Raw genomic sequence first — 16084 nt, 5'->3', positions numbered from 1 at the left:
GAGCGCCTCAGGTGATCGCCAGGTCGGTGCGCAGCGGCCGGCCCTGCGCGGCCCGCCACACCGCGGCGGGCGTCAGCGGCATGTCGACATGGCGTACGCCGAGCGGCTTCAGCGCGTCGACCACGGCGTTGACCACCGCGGCGGGCGAGCCCACGGTGGCGGACTCGCCGACGCCCTTGGCTCCGATGGGGTGGTGCGGGGAGGGGGTGACGGTCTCGCCGAGTTCCCAGGACGGGCACTCGACCGAGGTGGGCAGGAGGTAGTCCATGAACGACCCGCCGAGGCAGTTGCCGTCCTCGTCGAAGGCGATCACCTGCATGAGCGCCATGCCGAGGCCGTCGGCGAGTCCGCCGTGCACCTGACCCTCGACGATCATGGGGTTGATCCGGTTGCCGCAGTCGTCCACGGCGACGAACCGGCGGACCTTCACCTGGCCGGTGTCCGCGTCCACGTCGGCGACGCAGATGTACGCGCCGAAGGGGAAGGTGAGGTTCGGCGGGTTGTAGACGCAGGTGGCGTCCAGGTGGCCCTCGACGCCCTCGGGCAGCTCCAGGTTGGAGTGTGCGGCGAGCGCGATCTCGGCCATGGTCCGTCCCTGGTCGGGATCGCCCGTGACGAACCAGCGGCCCTTCTCCCACTCCAGGTCGTCCGGGCTCACTTCGAGCATGGCGGAGGCGACGATCTTCGCGCGTTCGCGCACCTTGCGGGCGACCATCGCGGCCGCCGCTCCGGACACCGGTGTCGAACGGGATCCGTAGGTGCCGAGCCCGAACGGGGTCTGGTCGGTGTCGCCGTGCACCACCTCGACATCCTCGGGCGGGATGCCCAGTTCCTCGGCGACGATCTGCGCGAACGTCGTCTCGTGGCCCTGCCCCTGGGTCTGCACGGAGATCCGCAGGACGGCCTTGCCAGTGGGGTGAACGCGCAGTTCAGCGCCGTCGGCCATGCCGAGGCCGAGGATGTCCATGTGCTTGCGGGGGCCGGCGCCGACGGCCTCGGTGAAGAAGCTGACCCCGATGCCCATCAGCTCGCCGCGCTCGCGTTTTTCGGCCTGCTCCCGTCGTAGGTCCTCGTAGTGCGCGATGTCCATCGCGAGGCGCAGGGCGCGCGGGTAGTCGCCGGAGTCGTACTCCCATCCGGTCTGCGTCTTGTACGGGAACTGCCCGGGCCGCAGCAGGTTGCGCATCCGCAACTCGGCCGGGTCCATGTCGAGTTCGGCGGCGAGCACGTCGACCATCCGCTCGACCAGGTACACGGCCTCGGTGACCCGGAACGAGCAGGCGTAGGCGACACCGCCGGGTGCCTTGTCGGTGTAGACGCCGGTCACGGTGCAGTGCGCGGCGGCCAGGTCGTACGAGCCGGTGAACACGCCGAAGAAGCCGGCCGGGAACTGCGTCGGCTGCGCGGTGGCGTTGAACGCGCCATGGTCGGCGATCACGTGGACGCGCAGGCCCAGGATCTTCCCGTCTTTCGTCGCCGCGATCTCGCCGTGCATGTGGTAGTCGCGGGCGAAGGACGTGCTCATCAGGTTCTCCGAGCGGTCCTCCACCCACTTGACCGGCTTGCCGGTGACGATCGAGCCGACGACCGCGCACACGTAACCCGGGTAGATGCCGACCTTGTTGCCGAATCCGCCTCCGATGTCCGGGGAGATGATGCGGATCTTGTGCTCCGGAATGCCGGCCACCATCGCGTACAGCGTGCGGTGGGCGTGCGGGGCCTGCGTGGTGGACCACACCGTCAGCTTCCCGGTGATGGCGTCCATGTCCGCGACGGTGCCACAGGTCTCCAGCGGCGCCGGGTGCACCCGCGGATACAGCATGTCCTGCGCCACCACGACGTCGGCGCCCGCGAAGACCTCGTCGGTGCGCTCCTTGTCGCCCGCCGACCAGTCGAAGATGTGGTTGTCCCGCTGGCCCTCCTTGTCGTCGCGGATCACCGGTGCGTCCGGCTCCATCGCCCGCAGGGCGTCGACGACCGGTGGCAGCGGCTCGTACTCCACATCGATCAGCTCGAGAGCGTCCCGTGCGGCGTAGGGGTCCTCGGCGACGACGAAGGCGACCTCCTGGCCCTGGAAGCGCACCTTGTCGGTGGCCAGCACCGCCTGGGTGTCGTACGAGATCGTGGGCATCCAGGCCAGCCCGAGACCGGCCAGGGTCTCCCCGGTGATCACGGCCTTGACCTTGGGGTGCGCCTCGGCGGCGCTGGTGTCGATCGACACGATCCGGGCGTGGGCCAGCGGGCTGCGCAGAATGGCGCCGTGCAGCATGCCGGGCAGCCGTACGTCGTCGACGTAGGTGCCGTGGCCGCGGACGAACCGCGCGTCCTCCTTGCGGGGCATCCGTCCGAAACCGACCGGCCGCTCCTCGGTGGTCGTCATGCCCGCACCTCCTCGCGGCCGGGCGCCGGCTCTTCGCGAGCGGGCGCCGGCTCGGTGCCGGTGTCCGCGGTCCGCGCCCCGCCGCCGTGCTCGGCGGCCCAGCGGATGGAGCGCACGATGTTCTCGTAACCGGTGCAGCGGCACACCTGTCCGGAGATGGCCTCGCGGATCTCCTCCTCGGACGGATCGGCGTTGTGGTCGAGCAGCCAGCGGGCGGTCATCATCATCCCCGGCGTGCAGAAGCCGCACTGCAGCCCGTGGCAGGCGATGAACCCCTGTTGCACCGGGTCGAGTTCGGTCCCGTGCGCCAGGCCCTCGACGGTGCGCACCTCATGGCCGTCGGCCATCACCGCGAGCACGGTGCAGGACTTGACCGGCGTCCCGTCCAGCCACACGGTGCACACCCCGCAGTTGGAGGTGTCGCAGCCCCAGTGGGTGCCGGTGAGTCCGAGTTCGTCGCGCAGGAAGTGCACGAGCAGCAGCCTGGGTTCGACGTCCCTCGTGTGCTGCTCGCCGTTCACGGTCACGGTGATCCGCATGTCATGCCTCCTGCCCCTGGGCACGCGCGGCGGCGGCGCGCAGCGCCCGCGTCGTCAGCTCCCCGGCCAGATGCCGCTTGTAATCGACCGGGCCGCGCTGGTCCGCCGTCGGCCGGCACTCCTGCGAGGCGATCCGGCCCGCCTCGGCGAAGGCCTCGTCGTCCGGCCGTCCGCCGCGCAGGAAGTCCTCGGCCTGCACGGCCACGAACCGTGGGGCACCCACCGCGGTCAGCCCGATCCCGGCCTCGGTGATGACCCCCTCGGAGATCTCCAGCACCGCGCCCGCGGCGACGACCGCCCAGTCGCCGACCCGGCGCTCGACCTTGCGGTAGGCGCTGGCGTGCGAGCGGATGGGCACGCGGATCTCCACCAGTAGCTCCGCCTCGTCCAGCGCGGTCTCGTACGGTCCGAGGAAGAACTCCCTGATCGCGATGGTGCGCCTGCCGCCGGGGCCCTGGGCGACGAGGGTCGCCCGCAGTGCCGAGAACGCCGCGGACAGGTCCTCCGACGGGTCGGCCTGGCACAGCGAGCCGCCCACGGTGCCGCGGTTGCGGACGAGCGGATCGGCGATGACCCGTTCCGCGTCCCGCAGGATGGGGAAGTGCTCGCCGACGACCGGCGAGGCGAGCAGCTCCGCGTGGCGGACCATCGCTCCGACGGCCAGGTCGTGCCCGTCCACCCGGATCCGCGCCAGCTCGCCGAGGCCGTTGATGTCGATCAGGGCTTCGGGCTGGGCCAGCCGCAGCTTCATCATCGGCAGCAGGCTGTGTCCGCCCGCCACCACCCGGGCCTCGGGGCCGTACCGTGTGAGCAGCTCGATGGCCTGCTCAAGGCTGGTGGCCCTCTCGTACTGGAATGCAGCCGGTACTTGCATCGGGCCCTCCTGGATCGCTGTGCCCGTTGCTGAAGTGATGCTGCGCTCTTCCGTACCGGCCGGGCAATGGGTGGATAAGCATTCACTTATCACCCCGAACGCGAGAAAATCGGACGGTGACCGTCACGCAGCTCAGCACGTTCGTGCTGGTTGCCCGGCTCGGTTCGGTGGGCGCCGCGGCGCGGGCTCTGGACGTGAGCGAGTCCGCGGTGTCGCAGGCGCTCGCCGCGCTGCGGAGCCACTACGGCGATCCGCTCATCCGGCGCACCGGCGGCGGTGGGATGCGTCTGACGCCCGCCGGGGCGCGGCTGCTGCCGGTCGCGTCGCGGATGGTCGCGCTGAGCGCGGATGGCGAGGCCGCGGTGCGGGCGGCACGGGGTGCGCCCGACGAACTGCGGGTCGTCGCCACGAGCACGCTGGCCGAATTCGTGCTCCCGTCGCTCGTGGAGGCCTTCGCCTGCCGCTCGGGGCGCAGGACCGAGACGTCGTTCGGGGTGGCCTCCGGCAACGAGATACGCGTACTGGTGGAGAACCGGCTGGCCGACGTCGCGCTCGGGCCGTATCTCGGTGCCGCCCGCAGGGGCGAGCTGGTCAGCGAGCCGCTGTTCCGCACCCAGCTGGTCGTGGTGACCGGCGCCAGGTCGCCGCGGCCGCCCGGTGCGCCGCCGCAGTGGTCGTGGCTGGTCGATTCCTCCGGGACCGATCCGGACGCGGACTCCGGGCGGCTGCTGCGTCGGCTCGGTGTGGCCGAAGGGCATGTGTGGGTGTTCCCCAACCAGGCCGCGACCTGGGCGGCCGCCGCCGAGGGCGCGGGGGTGGCACCGGCGTTGGCCCATCTGGTGTCGCCCCGTATCCTCCGTGACGAGCTGCGCATCCTGGAGACCCCGGCCACGCCGTCGGACGCCACGTGGCACGCCACCGTCCTGCAGCCGGAGCAGCGTTCCCCGGCCACCGACGCGTTCCTGCACTTCCTGCACACGCCCGCGGCGACCCGCATCATGCGCGCGCCCGGCGCGGGCGTCCCGCCCTCCCGGTTCCGGCCCCCGGTGTACGTCACGCTCTGGGGCGCGTGAGGGAGCAGGCCCTCCCCCGTTGGCGCAGGGGTGCGTCCGGCTTGCGTCCGGTCGGCGGGTGAAGCCGCCGGCCGAAGATCACGGCGCCTACGCTCAGGTACATGGTTGAGCATCGCATGGTTGACGTGAACGGCGTTCGGCTGCACATCGCCGAGCAGGGCGACGGCCCCCTGGTCGTGCTGCTGCACGGCTTCCCCGAGTCATGGCACTCCTGGCACCACCAGTTCGGCCCCCTGGCCGACGCGGGGTTCCGAGTGGTCGCACCCGACCAGCGTGGATACGGACGCAGCGACCACCCCCGCGATGTCGACGCCTACACCATCCTCCACCTGGTCGGCGACGTCGTCGGACTGGTCCGGGCCCTGGGTGAGGAGAAGGCGTACGTCGTCGGGCACGACTGGGGCGCGCCGGTCGCCTGGCACACCGCCCTGCTGCGACCGGACATGGTGCTCGGGGTGGCCGGCCTGAGCGTGCCGCCCCCCTTCCGGGGGACACAGCCTCCGCTGGCCGCCATGGACGAGCGGTTCGGCGGCCGCTTCTACTGGAACTACTTCAACCGGCCCGGCGTCGCCGACGCCGAGCTGGCGAAGGACACGCGCACCGCTCTGCGGAAGATCTTCTACTGGGCTTCCGGCGACGCTCCCGGCGCCGGCGAGGGCGAGCAGCCGCTGGTCGACCCCGAGCGCGGCTGGCTCGCGACCATGCCCGACCCCGAGGTACTGCCCGAGTGGTTCACCGAGGACGACCTCGACGCGCTCGCCGAGAGCTTCTCCCAGGGCTTCACCGGGGCGCTCAACTGGTACCGCAACCTCGACCGCAACTGGGAACTGACCGCTGCGTGGCACGGCGCCGTCGTCACCCCGCCCGCCCTGTACGTCTACGGCGACCGTGACGTCGTCCCCGCCTTCCCCGGCACGCCCGAACTCATCGAGCGCCTGCCCGCCCTGATGCCCAACCTGCGGCGCGAGCCCCTCAAGCTGGCGGGCTGCGGGCACTGGACCCAGCAGGAGCGCCCGGACGAGGTGAACGCAGCGCTCATCGACTTCCTCGGGGCGACTTCCTGAGTCGCGGAAGACGGAGACCCCTCCGGGGTCGCTCGTGAGCGTGCGCGCAACCCCGTAGCGGCACACCGCCGCCGTGTCACGCTCGTCGGTCTCTCCCCTGGTCCTGGGGCGTGGTCACCACGTTGGCCAGGGGCTCTCCGGCCGTGTAGCGGGTCAGCTGGGCACGGACCAGCGAAAGTGCCCGGGGGCGGAACGCGGAGGTGGTGGCGGCCGCATGAGGGCTGATCAGGGTGTGGGGGGTCGTCCACAGGGGATGGCCCGGTGGCAGCGGCTCCGGGTCCGTCACGTCGAGTGCCGCGCTCAACCGCCCGCTGCGCAGGGCGCCGACCAGTGCCGTGGTGTCCACCACCGGGCCTCGGGCGATGTTGACCAGCAGGGCTCCGTCCCTCATCCGCGCCAGGAACCGTGTGCCGACCAGTCCGCGGGTCGCGTCCGTGAGCGGCACGGTCAGCACCACCACGTCGGCCTGCGGGAGCAGGGACTCCAGCTCGTCCATGGAGTGCACCGGCCCTTGGGGCAGATGTCGTGCGGTGCGGGCCACGCGCAGCACCTGGCACTCGAACGCCGTCAGGCGCGCTTCGACGGCGGCGGCGATGGAGCCGTAGCCGAGCAGCAGTACCGTCCGGTCGGCCAGCGCGGGCCGGAAGCCGGTTGTCCAGCGCTGCGCGTCCTGGGAGCGGACGAAGTCGGGGATGCCCCGCAGTGCAGCGAGCGTCAGCGCCACCGCGTGTTCGGCCGTGCTGGTCGAGTGGACGTCTCTGGCGTTGCAGAGCGTGACTCCGGCGGGCAGGTGGGGCAGTACGTCGTCGACGCCCGCGCTCAGGGACTGCAGCACGCGCAGGGCCGGCAGTGCCGGCAGCAGGGGCAGCGCCGCGCTGGTGAAGGTGTACGGGATGACGAAGAACTCGACGGCGTCCAGGGCCCGGCCGTCAGGGGCCCGACCCGTGCCGTCCCACACCAGCGCATGCCATCCCGGAGGAAGACCGCCGAGGTCGGCGGGCGTGAACGGCAGCAGGAGGCGCTCTCTGTCCGAGGTCTTGGCGGAGGTCATCGGGCGGACTCCTGGCGCGACGGCCGGCTGCGGTCGGGGGACAGCGGATCGGCTCGTGCAGCACGTCATGAAATGACGGGTGATAGTGGATGTGCACCAGTGTTCCACCGTCACCTCAGGGAGGCTCGTTGACCAGCGCGGTCGGCGGTTCACGCGTGGTGATCGTGATGGGCGTGTCGTCCTCCGGCAAGTCCACCGTGGGACCGCGGCTCGCAGAGCGACTGGGCGTGCCCTTCCTGGAAGGCGACGACCTCCACCCCGCGGCCAACCGCGCCAAGATGACGTCGGGACACCCCCTCGACGACGCCGATCGCAAGCCTTGGCTGGCGGCTCTCACGGAGTGGATTCGCGCGACCGCGGCAGGCGGGCACGGGGGTGTCGCCACGTGTTCCGCGCTCAAACGCGCCTACCGGGACCAGTTCCGGCGCACCGGGGCGGACCTGTGGTTCATCCATCTCGCGCTGGCCCGTGATGTGGCCGCAGAGCGGATCGCCCGCCGCAAGGGTCACTTCATGCCCCCGCAGCTGCTCGACTCCCAGTACGAGATTCTGGATCCGCTGGAGGCCGACGAGCCGGGCGTCACCATCGACGCGTCCGGCGACCGGGAGCAGGTGCTGGCACAGGCGCTGCGCGCAGTGGCCGAGCTGCCCCGGTAGTCCGCGCCCCGCAGGAGGTTCGGATGGACTTGATCCACTTCCGCATGGTCATGCCGCCCGCGCTCACCGAGCGGGCCGTCGACCTGCTGACCTCCAACGACCGCGTCCTCAACCTGGTGGTCGTGAAGTCGGCCCACGTTCCGGACGGCGACGTGCTGGAGTGCGACGTGGTGAAGGGTGCCGCGAACGGCGTGCTGGACGGCTTGCGCAAGCTGGGGATCGACCGTGCGGGGGCGATCGCCGTCGACGACGTCGACCTGATGTTCTCGCACCGTGCGCAGCAGATCGAGGACGACCAGCCGAGCGCGCTCGTCCACGCGCCGCTGTGGGCCGCGGTCGAGGCCCACATCCGGGCCGCGGGGACGTACCCGCCGTCCTTCTACCTGTTCCTGGTCATCGCCGGCCTCATCGGCTCGGTGGGCATCATGACCAACTCGCAGATCCTCATCGTGGCGGCCATGGTGGTCGGCCCCGAGTACAACGCGATCACCAGCATCGCGCTCGGGCTCGACCGTCGTCACCGTCGCCGGGTCTGGGAGGGGACCCGCGCGCTGACGACCGGTTTCCTGCTGGCCATCGCGATCACGCTGGTCTTCGCCCTGCTGGCGCGGGCTGCCGACCTGCAGTCCACGGCCTTCGACCTGGGCCTGCGACCCGTCTCCCACCTCATCGACACACCGGACGCCTTCTCGGTCGTCGTCGCCGCGGCATCTGTGGCGCCGCGCGGCTCGTCGTGCCGCCGCACGGCCGCAGCACTAGCGATCCGGGCGTGTCACACCGATCGCCAGGCCCCCCGCGATGTCACCGCTCGCGACCTGCTCCGCCGTGCTGCAACTCGGCGTCGGTGAGATCCTCCAGCTCGCCATGAGTGTCCAGCCAGTACAGCAGGACGACCGCGGGAAAGACCAAGGCGACGGCGACGAGGGTGACGAGCCCGAGCCAGCGCAGTGTGGTGTGCGCGCCCGCCCCGTCGGCGACGGTGAGTGAGGTCGGGATCAGGTAGGGGCGCTGGGCCATGCCCCAGGCGATGACGGCGGACGCCACCACCCCGACCGCCGTGACCCGGGACCAGTCCGCAAAGGGGCGGGTGAGCAGCCATGCGGTGGCGAGGGTGGCCACCACGGCCACGATCACGAAGACGAGTCCCACTCCGTGGGTGAGCCCGTGCCACACATAAGGGGCGTCCCCGTGCGTGACGACCATGGTGATCACGGCGAGGACGGCGACGACCGCCAGTGCCGCAAGGGCCCGCCGCCGGAAGTAGCCGTCGAGGTCCGGCGCGGAGAAGCGCCGGGCGTCGGCGGCCAGGAACACGGCCCCGAGCAGCGCCGTGGCCGCGATGGCGAGCAGGCCGAACAACAGCGAGGTGGGGTTGGCCCAGGCGTCCGTCGACGCCGTCGCAGCCGCGGTCACCCGGCCCGAGGCCACTCCCCCGGCCGCGGTGCCCAGAAAGAACGGCGTCAGCAGCGAGGCGACGGCGAAGATCGCACCGTACAGACGTCGGCCGGCCAGCCTCGTCAGGGGCTTGCGCAGGGCGAAGCCGGCCCCGCGGAGCACGGTGCCGACGGCGGCCAGCGCCAGCGGCAGCCACATCGCCGTGAACACCCGTTGGAAGAACACGGGAAAGCCCGTCCACATGATGACCAGGACGAAGATCAGCCAGACGTTGTTGACCTCCCACACCGGAGCCATCGCGTGGTCGATCAGCCATCGGGGGCGCTTGCCGCGTTCCGCTCCGCCGGCGGTCAGATCCCAGAATCCGGCTCCGTAGTCGGTGCCGCCACCGCAGGCGTACGCGGCGACCCCGAGCAGCAGGACGACGGCGACGACTCCGGCGATCACGTCCGGCCTCCCTCGGACGAGGCGGTCGCGTCGCCTCCGGATCCGGGCGTGCCCGCGGACCCGACCGCGGAGCGCGGCCCGTACGGCGTGTCCGTCTCCGGAGCCTGCGGTGCGCCCCGCTCGTCGGCGAGCCGCCAGCGTGTGCGCATCTTCAACAGCACCACCAGGAACGACCCGAAGACGAAGACGTACACCAGGACGACCAGCCCGAACATGATCCACAAGCTGCTTGCACGCGTCGACGTCACCGCGTCCGCGACGCGCATGTTCTGGTACACGATCCACGGCTGGCGTCCCACCTCGGTGGTGACCCAGCCGCATTCGACGGCCACGACGGAGGCCACGCCCGCGCACGCGGCACTGCGGTAGAACCACTCGGATGCCGGCAGCCGGCGGTGGCGCAGCCACACGAGGCCGTACCAGAGCGCGAGCAGGAGCAGCAGCGAGCCGAGGCCGACCATGGCGTCGAACGCGAAGTGGGTGATGGTGGCTTCGGCGGCCGTCAGCCGGTCACTGGCCGGCACCGACGTCAGACCGGTGACCTTGGTGTCCGGGCGGAAACCGGCGAGGATCGAGTCGAGTTGGGGGATCTTGATGCCGCCGGAGATGGTCCCGTTCGGGTGCAGTCGGCCGAACAGGTACTCCGGTACATGGGTGTCGGTGTTCCAGACGATCTCCATGGCCGCGAACTTCACCGGCTGCTTGTGGAAGACCTGCCGGGCGATGGAGTCACCGAGCATGAACTGCACCGGTGTGCACACCGCGGCCAGGGTGAAGGGGATCGCGAAACCGAGCCGGTGGTACCGGTCCCGGCGTCCGCGCAGCCGGCCGACGGCGTAGACGCCGGCCACGACGTAGCCCGCCGTCACGAACATCGCCATGACGAAGTGCCAGTACTGCGGACCGAACATGGGCGTGAAGATCGCCTTCCAGATCTTCACGTCGACGGGGTTGCCGGCGGCGTCCAGGGTGAAGCCCCGCGGGGTGTTCATCCACGAGTTGGCGGCGAGGATGCCGAAGGCGCCGAGCAGGGCCGCGAACGGCAGGGGCAGTCCGAGCAGGAAGTGGGTGCGCGCGGGAAGTCTTCGCCAGCCGTACAGATAGATGGCAATGAGGACGGCCTCCAGGAAGAAGGCCCATGCCTCGACCCCGAAGCCGATGCCGAAGACATCGCCCCACCTGCCCATCATGCCCGGCCACAGGAGCCCGAACTCGAAGGTCAGCACGGTGCCGGTGACGATGCCGATGGCGAACTGGACCGCCATCACCGCCGACCAGCGGCGCGCCAGCAGCAGGGCGGTCTCGTCGTCGCGGCGCAGACCGTAGCCGTGCATGATCAGCGTGATCAGCGGCAGGGCCACGCCCAGCGGCACCAGGATGATGTGGGAGGCGAGGGTGAAGGCCATCTGGGATCTGGCCGGGAGCATCTGCGCCGGCGGGTCCGCCAGCAGGGTGACCGTGAAGTGCATGCGCGTCTCTCGGTGGGCCGACGGGAAGAGGGCGAGTCAGCCGCCGGTGGCGAAGCCGGGGAAGAGGGTCATCCCGCCGTCCACGTAGAGGGTGGCGCCCACGACGTAGTCCATGAGGTCGGAGGCGATGCCGACGACCGCGTTGGCGATGTCCTCGGGTTCGCCGACACGGTCGTAGGGGATCAGCCGCAAAAGGTCCTTCTGGGCCTGTGGGGTCTCCCAGGCGCTGCGGTTGATGGGGGTCTTGATGGCCCCGGGGGCGACCGCGTTCACCCGGATCTTCTTCGGGGCGAGTTCCTGGGCGAGGGTCTCCATCATCATCTGGACGCCGCCCTTGGAGGAGGCGTAGTTCACGTGCCCCGCCCACGGGATGATCTGGTGCACCGAACTCATGCAGATGATCTTTCCGGCGGCACGTGAGACCTCGGGCACGACGCCGCGCCGGAGGAACTCCTTCGTCGCCTCGCGCGCGCACAGGAACTGCCCGGTGAGGTTGACGTCCAGCACCTTCTGCCACTGGGCGACGGTCATCTCGGTGAACGGGGCGTCGCGTTGCAGTCCGGCGTTGGCGACCAGGATGTCGATCGTGCCGAACTCCTGGACCATCCGGTCCATCATGGCCACGACCTGGGCCTCGTCGGACACGTCCGCCTCGTAGGCCGCCGCCTTCACCCCGAGGGCTGTGATCTCCTCGACCACCTGCTCGGCGTCCTCACGCCCGGCCACGTAGTTCACGACCACGTCGGCGCCGGCCCGGCCCAGGGCGACGGCCGTGGCCCGGCCGATCCCGGAGTTGGCACCGGTGACGAGCGCTTTCTGTCCCTTGAGCAGATGTGCGGGGATCACGTTCTGCGGTGCACCCGCGGCGGCACTCACGATGTCTGTCTCCTCCACTGCGTGGCCCGGATCAGCCGGGCCGTGGCCCGGAGGTTCAGGCGCCACACAAACACCGTGGACGAGGAGCCGCAGCGGGAGTGAGCGCGCGTTGGGCTGACCGGCTGAGGATCTTCGCCCGATCGGAGGCGGGCTCGTGGGTCGGGGTTCAGTCGGGGGTTCGCCAGAGCCGGTCGAGCGCGTCGTTGAGCGTCGTGGCGGCCATGATGAGGGACAGATGGGTGAAAGCCTGCGGGAAATTGCCGAGTTGTTCTCCGCTCGGACCTATCTCCTCGGCGAACAGGCCGACGTGGTTCGCGTAGGTCTGCATCTTCTCGAAGGCGTAGCGGGCCTCGGCGAGCCGCCCCGCGCGGACGAGGGCGTCGACGTACAGGAACGTGCAGAGGCTGAATGTTCCTTCGCTCCCGCGCAGTCCGTCGGGAGACGCCTGGGGGTCGTAGCGGTAGACCAGGCTGTCGGAGACGAGGACCCGGTCCATGGCGTCCAGGGTGGTGAGCCAGCCGGGGCTTCGGGGGGAGATGAATCCGACCCGGGGGGCGAGCAGGAGGGACGCGTCCAGGACGTCGCCTCCGTAGTACTGGACGAAGGCCTGCTCCTTCTCGTTCCAGCCGCGTTGCATGACCTGTTCCAGGATCTCGTCCCGGGCGCGGGTCCAGCGCACGGTGTCGGCCGGCCTGCTGAACTGGGCCGCCAGCTTCAGACCGCGGTCGAATGCGGTCCAGCACATCACCCGGCTGTAGGTGAAGTCCTTGCGTCCGCCCCGGGTCTCCCAGATCCCTTCGTCGGGCCGGTCCCAGGAGTCGGCGAGCCAGTCCAGGGTGGCCGTAAGGCCCTTCCACCCGTGATAGCCCACTTGTTCGCCGATCTCATGGCCCTCGGCCAGGCCGTACAGGGCCTCGCCGTAGATGTCGAGCTGCAGCTGGTCGGAGGCGGCGTTGCCGGCCCGGACCGGGTAGGAGCCGCGGTACCCCTCGAAGTGCTCCAGGATCTCCTCCGTCAGATGAGGGTCACCGTCGACCCGGTACATGATCTGCAGGGGTTCGCCGTCCGGTCCCTCGTGAGCGCCGAGTCGGGCGCCGAGCCAGCGCATGAAGCTGGTCGCCTCCTCCACGAAGCCGAGATCGAGCAGAGCCCGGACCGACAGGGACCCGTCCCGCACCCAGGTGTACCGGTAGTCCCAGTTGCGCTCACCCCCGACCTGCTCGGGCAGCCCCATGGTGGCGGCGGCGACCGGAGCGCCCGTGGGGGCGTAGGTCAGGAGCTTGAGCGTGATGGCGGAGCGGTACACCGTGTCCGTCCAGCGGCCGCGGTAGCGCGAGGTGCGCACCCACAGCTGCCAGAAGTCGACGTTCGCCCAGAGGTCTGCGCTGACCACTTCGCTGGTGGGTGGTGGCGGCGCCTCTCCGCCCGGCGGGCACATGGTGAACACCACGGCGGCCGTCTCCCCGGCGTTGAGCGTGCGGGCGCCCCGGACGTCCTGCCCGTCCTGTTCGAGCGGGATCGCGCTCTGCAGGTGGGCGGTCGCGCCCGGGGCGTGGAACGTCGCCCGTTCGGGCGTGAGGTCGAGCCGGTGGTCGGCCCGCGCGTAGTCGAACCGCGGCCGGCACACGAGCTCGAAGCGCACGGTGCCGCGCACTGTGCGTGCGATCCGCACCAGTTGGTGCCGGTCGGTCGCTTTCGTTCCCGGCTGGACCGGCATGTAGTCGATGATCTCGCCGACTCCGTCGGGAGACATGAAGCGGGTCACCAGGACGGCGGTGTCCGGGTAGTAGAGCTGTTTCCAGGTCCCTTCGGGGTGCTCCGGCGCAAGCAGGAAGTAGCCGCCGCGGTCGTGGTCGAGCAGGGCGGCGAAGACGCTGGGCGAGTCGAAGCGTGGCGACGCGAACCAGTCGATCACGCCGTGCGACGACACCAGAGCCGCGGTCTGCAGGTCCCCGATGAGCCCGTGGTCGGCGATGGGCGGGTAGCGATCCATGGCGGTCTCCTTGCTGGTCCCCTGCTCAGGCCGCTGCCGCCGTGACCCGTCCGGTACGGACGGCGTCGACGAGTGCCTGGTGGTCCCTCTCGTTCTGGTCGGCGTACAGCTCGGCGAACGTCACGAGCGCCCGGTCGAAGAAGGGTGCCAGCACCGATTCGTCGGCCTCCTTGGCCTGCAGGAACAGCGGGTCCTCGCCGTCCCTGCCGAGCAGCAGCGCGATCCAGCAACGGGTTCCCACGCTGCCGACTCCGACCACCTTGCGGGCCATGTCGACGATCCGGTACTGCTCCAGCAGAAACCGCCGGTCCGGCTGCAGAGTCTTCGCGTACCGTTCGAGCAGCCGGCGGATCTGTTTCTCCAGCGCGCCGCGCTCGGCGTCCGGAAGCAGGTCCCAGATCACGCGGGCGCGGTAGGACCGCACCGTCGCCCGTACGACGCGGGCGCGCTCCTTCGCGCTGAAGCCGCCTGCCCTGCCCGCGATGACGAAGCCGGCGGACAGCTGCGCCGTGATCCCGGACCGCGGGGTGCCGGCCAGGCCCCCGGCCATGATGGCGGCGGCCCCCTGCTGGAACGGGGTACGGAACTCCGGGCCGCCTTGCCGAGTGCGGCCCGCTCCTGTGGCGTACGGTGCCGGATGCTGCCGTCGGCCGGGGGGTGGGAGGTCATCGCAGCCGCTCCGCGATGTGGTCGCCGACCCGCAGGGCGTTGGCCATGGCGGTCAGCGAGGGATTGACCGCTCCGATGCTCGGGAAGAAGCTCGTGTCGACGACGTAGAGGTTGTCGAGGTCGTGGGCCTTGCAGTTGACGTCCAGGGCCGACGTCGCGGGGTCGCTGCCGAAGCGGACCGTGCCCGCCTGGTGTGCCGTGGCGCCGATGGGCATCCCCTTGTGCAGGTAGATGCTGCGCGACAGGAGATGGTGTTCGTGCATGCCCAAGTGGCTGAGCATGCCCTGCAGTTTGTGCCGCAGGCGCTCAAGACCGGCGATGTTGTTCTTCTCGTCGAGGGCGAGGTGGATCCCGTCGTCCCGGTCCAGCGTGACGCGGTTCTCGGCGGCCGGCAGGTCCTCCCCGCACAGCCAGAAGTCGACCGCGTGGTGGGCCAGCACCTCGAACGGCATGTCCGGGGCGACCGCGCCGGCCCAGCGGGGGGCTTCGCCGTGGATCTGCTCGGAGTCGGACTTGCCGAGCATCTGGATCCCGCCCAGGGGGTACTCCCAGTCGTCGGATCCCAGGTACCAGTCGTGCAGCGCCAGAGTCTTCTGGAACTTGGTGTCGTTCGGTTCCCGGGACACGGCCATGAGGGCCATGTTGTTGTGCCGCATGTAGTGCCGGCCCACCACGTCCGAGCTGTTGGCCAGACCCTGCGGATGCCGGTCGCCGGCCGAACGCAGCAGCAGGACGGCGGAGTTGACGGCGCCGCAGGCCACGACCACGATGTCGGCGCTGAACTCCACGGTGGCGGGGTCCGAGTCCCCCACGGTGGCGACGACTTTGGTGACGCTCCGGCCCGTCGCGTCCGTCTCCAGGCGCCGTACGTCCGCGTGGGTGACCATCTCGACGTTGGCCTGTTCCAGGGCGGGGTCGACGCAGATGACCTGGGCGTCGGACTTCGCGCCGACCAGGCAGGGGAAGCCGTCGACGCGGTCGCAGCGGATGCAGGCGCTGGTGTGGACGGCCCGGCCCCGGTCGTCCTGGGTGAGGTTCACGCCGATGGGGAGGTGGAAGGGATGCAGCCCCTGCTTCTCCAGGTCGTGGCTGAGCTGCTCGATGCGCGGCTCGTGCTGGACCGGCGGGCAGGCGTACTGCGCGCTGGTGGGGCCCTCGGTGGGGTCCTCGCCGTGCCGGCCGTGCACCAGGTAGAGGTGTTCGGCCTGTGTGTAGTAGGGCTCGAAGTCCTCGTAGCGCAGCGGCCAGGCGGGCGAGATGCCGTCGTGGTGGCGGATCTCGCCGAAGTCCTCCGGGCGCATGCGGAAGAGCGCCGCGCCGTAGAACTTGGTGTTGCCGCCGACGTAGTAGTTGACCTCGGGCGGAAACTTGTTGCCGCTTTTGTCGAACCAGAATTCCGGAGCGCGGTACTTGCCCTTGACGAACACCGCGGTCGAGTCCCAGTTGTCGCGTTCGCGGGGCAGATAGCCGCCGCGTTCGAGAAGGAGGATCCGTTTTCCCGTGCCCGCCAGCCGGTGGGCGATGGTGCCGCCGCCCGCGCCGGTGCCTATGACAATGACGTCGTAGTGCTGCGCTTCGGTCATGCAGGCCACCGCCCT

Annotated in this window: 14 protein-coding genes; 4 read left to right on the top strand and 10 right to left on the bottom strand. The window is 70.5% G+C overall.

Going from position 1 to position 16084, the window contains the following annotated elements; all coding sequences use genetic code 11:
• Positions 1–7: 7 nt before the first annotated feature.
• Genes ACFYZZ_RS35120 through ACFYZZ_RS35110 form a run of 3 tightly spaced genes read right to left on the bottom strand, consistent with a single transcriptional unit; the run spans position 8 to position 3793 of the window.
• Complete coding sequence (locus ACFYZZ_RS35120; protein ID WP_389184914.1) at positions 8–2380, bottom strand: aerobic carbon-monoxide dehydrogenase large subunit; 2373 nt, start codon at positions 2378–2380, stop codon at positions 8–10.
• On the bottom strand, positions 2377–2919 hold the full coding sequence (locus ACFYZZ_RS35115) for a (2Fe-2S)-binding protein (protein WP_389184912.1): 543 nt from the start codon (positions 2917–2919) through the stop codon (positions 2377–2379). The genes ACFYZZ_RS35120 and ACFYZZ_RS35115 overlap by 4 nt, the downstream gene beginning before the upstream one ends.
• A gap of 1 nt (position 2920) precedes the next feature.
• Positions 2921–3793 (bottom strand): FAD binding domain-containing protein, encoded by an 873-nt coding sequence (locus tag ACFYZZ_RS35110; RefSeq protein WP_389184909.1) that lies wholly within the window; start codon positions 3791–3793, stop codon positions 2921–2923.
• A gap of 116 nt (positions 3794–3909) precedes the next feature.
• Here ACFYZZ_RS35110 and ACFYZZ_RS35105 point away from each other — a divergent pair, with 116 nt between their 5' ends.
• Both ACFYZZ_RS35105 and ACFYZZ_RS35100 read left to right on the top strand, forming a co-directional pair.
• Positions 3910–4866 carry a LysR family transcriptional regulator gene (locus tag ACFYZZ_RS35105; protein WP_389184906.1) on the top strand — a complete coding sequence of 319 codons (957 nt, stop codon included), beginning with the start codon at positions 3910–3912 and terminating at the stop codon, positions 4864–4866.
• A gap of 101 nt (positions 4867–4967) precedes the next feature.
• Positions 4968–5930, top strand: a complete 963-nt coding sequence (locus ACFYZZ_RS35100; protein WP_389184903.1) for an alpha/beta fold hydrolase — start codon at positions 4968–4970, stop codon at positions 5928–5930.
• 76 nt (positions 5931–6006) lie between these two features.
• Here ACFYZZ_RS35100 and ACFYZZ_RS35095 read toward each other — a convergent pair whose 3' ends face one another.
• Complete coding sequence (locus ACFYZZ_RS35095; protein ID WP_389184901.1) at positions 6007–6981, bottom strand: 2-hydroxyacid dehydrogenase; 975 nt, start codon at positions 6979–6981, stop codon at positions 6007–6009.
• Positions 6982–7109: 128 nt separating this feature from the next.
• On the opposite strand from ACFYZZ_RS35095, the gene ACFYZZ_RS35090 reads away from it, so the two are divergent.
• Together ACFYZZ_RS35090 and ACFYZZ_RS35085 are read left to right on the top strand one after the other, a co-directional pair.
• On the top strand, positions 7110–7637 hold the full coding sequence (locus ACFYZZ_RS35090) for a gluconokinase (RefSeq protein WP_389184899.1): 528 nt from the start codon (positions 7110–7112) through the stop codon (positions 7635–7637).
• Positions 7638–7660: 23 nt separating this feature from the next.
• On the top strand, positions 7661–8485 hold the full coding sequence (locus tag ACFYZZ_RS35085; protein WP_389184896.1) for a DUF389 domain-containing protein: 825 nt from the start codon (positions 7661–7663) through the stop codon (positions 8483–8485).
• On the opposite strand, the gene ACFYZZ_RS35080 is transcribed toward ACFYZZ_RS35085, so the two are convergent.
• The 6 genes from ACFYZZ_RS35080 to ACFYZZ_RS35055 form a co-directional block, all read right to left on the bottom strand.
• Positions 8439–9479 carry a cytochrome d ubiquinol oxidase subunit II gene (locus ACFYZZ_RS35080; protein WP_389184893.1) on the bottom strand — a complete coding sequence of 347 codons (1041 nt, stop codon included), beginning with the start codon at positions 9477–9479 and terminating at the stop codon, positions 8439–8441. The two genes, ACFYZZ_RS35085 and ACFYZZ_RS35080, sit on opposite strands and share 47 nt — an antisense overlap.
• Positions 9476–10948, bottom strand: a complete 1473-nt coding sequence (locus ACFYZZ_RS35075; protein WP_389184890.1) for a cytochrome ubiquinol oxidase subunit I — start codon at positions 10946–10948, stop codon at positions 9476–9478. The genes ACFYZZ_RS35080 and ACFYZZ_RS35075 overlap by 4 nt, the downstream gene beginning before the upstream one ends.
• A gap of 36 nt (positions 10949–10984) precedes the next feature.
• Positions 10985–11824: an SDR family oxidoreductase gene (locus ACFYZZ_RS35070; RefSeq protein WP_389184887.1), complete on the bottom strand. Its 840-nt coding sequence runs from the start codon at positions 11822–11824 to the stop codon at positions 10985–10987.
• Between the two features lie 166 nt (positions 11825–11990).
• On the bottom strand, positions 11991–13817 hold the full coding sequence (locus ACFYZZ_RS35065; RefSeq protein WP_389184884.1) for a glycoside hydrolase family 15 protein: 1827 nt from the start codon (positions 13815–13817) through the stop codon (positions 11991–11993).
• Between the two features lie 25 nt (positions 13818–13842).
• Positions 13843–14367 (bottom strand): DUF2252 family protein, encoded by a 525-nt coding sequence (locus tag ACFYZZ_RS35060; RefSeq protein WP_389184881.1) that lies wholly within the window; start codon positions 14365–14367, stop codon positions 13843–13845.
• Positions 14368–14482: 115 nt separating this feature from the next.
• Entirely contained in the window at positions 14483–16069 is a 1587-nt protein-coding gene (locus ACFYZZ_RS35055) for a GMC oxidoreductase (protein ID WP_389184878.1), read from the bottom strand.
• Positions 16070–16084: the final 15 nt, after the last annotated feature.

Origin of the sequence: Streptomyces sp. NPDC001816 (assembly GCF_042892235.1) — a bacterium.
Taxonomy (GTDB): Bacteria; Actinomycetota; Actinomycetes; order Streptomycetales; family Streptomycetaceae; genus Streptomyces.
This window is presented reverse-complemented; position numbering and strand designations above follow the sequence as displayed.